2 protein-coding genes are annotated in these 1,272 nt (G+C 38.0%); both read right to left on the bottom strand.

Features of this window, described 5'->3' with window-relative positions; all coding sequences use genetic code 11:
• On the bottom strand, positions 1-833 hold an 833-nt coding region (locus tag F6K53_RS43310), incomplete at its 3' end, for a polyketide synthase (RefSeq protein WP_293086894.1).
• A 96-nt stretch (positions 834-929) separates the two neighbouring features.
• Positions 930-1,272, bottom strand: a 343-nt coding sequence (locus F6K53_RS43305; protein WP_293086891.1) for an acyl carrier protein, incomplete at its 5' end; no start/stop codon positions are given.

Raw genomic sequence — 1,272 nt, 5'->3', positions numbered from 1 at the left:
CCACATCCTTCACCACGGACAAATCCATCTGCGGTAGCATCAAAAGTCTTGCATCGACCATCGGGAGATAACATTCCTGCCTTAGAAAAATTGATGCTAGACCCTGGAGATATTAATGCATTTACTCCTCCCGCTAGAGCTAAATTACACTCTCTATTTCTTAAACTAGTCGTAGCTAAATGGATACTCAATAGGGAAGAAGAACAAGCTGTATCTACTGCCAAACTAGGTCCTTTTAGCCCCAGAAGGTAAGAAATTCTTCCTGATGCTGCACCGTGGCTATTTCCTGAACCTAGATAAGCATCAATTTGTTCAAAACCTTGAGTTAATATCTTTTGAGTATAGTCATTACTACAAATGCCAACAAAAACACCAGTAGAGCTTCCTGTAAGTTTTTGAGGATTTATTCCTGAACGCTCTAAGGCTTCCCAACTCACTTCTAGAAGTAATCGCTGTTGAGGGTCTAGAGAAATTGTTTCTCTAGGAGAAATACCAAAGAAATTGGTATCAAACTCTTGTATTCGCTCCATGAAGCCTCCATAACGAGTAGACATTTTACCGGGAGCGCTAGGGTCGGAGTCGTAATATTTATCAATAGCCCATCGGTCTAGTGGCACTTCCGTAATCGCATCTACTCCATTTTGTAAAAGTTCCCAGAAGGCTTCAGGGGTAGATGCACCTCCAGGGAAACGGCAACCCATTCCAATGATGGCGATTGGTTCCTTGCTTTGATTTTCGTACCTTTCTAGTTTGGAGCGTGCATCTTTGAGGGCTTTAATAGCTCTTTCTAAAGGTAAGTTTTGTTCTTTTTGTTGTGCTTGTTTCTCATTCATGTTGTCTGAATAAAGTAATTTTACAAGTCGTTTTAGTAAGTTATGTGGGTGTTTGATATAGTTTACAGGTTGACCTACAAAGCCTATTTTTATTATTTATATTAATTTTTCTAATTCCTCAATTTCTCTAAGAAATGATGCTTCTAATTCAACTTCTGTTAGTGGGATACTGTCTGATAAATTGGATGACTTTTCTTCATGTAAGTTAAGCGAACGCAACTCAGTATCCTCTTCTTGAACATCTATTAAGTTTAATTCTTGGGCAAAGTAATCTACTAGCTTATTAAGCTTTGGATAATCAAAAGCAAGAGTAGAAGGTACTGAACAATTCAAACTAATTTGCAATTTATTTCTCAACTCCACAGAAGTCAAAGAGTCCATACCCAAATCAAAAAAACCTGTTTCCAAAGTAATTGATTCATGATGACTAATTCCCAAC

The organism is Moorena sp. SIO4A1, from assembly GCF_010672065.1.
Classification (GTDB): domain Bacteria; phylum Cyanobacteriota; class Cyanobacteriia; order Cyanobacteriales; family Coleofasciculaceae; genus Moorena.
Note: the sequence above shows the minus strand (reverse complement) of the source record. Positions and strands in the feature narration are given on the sequence as shown.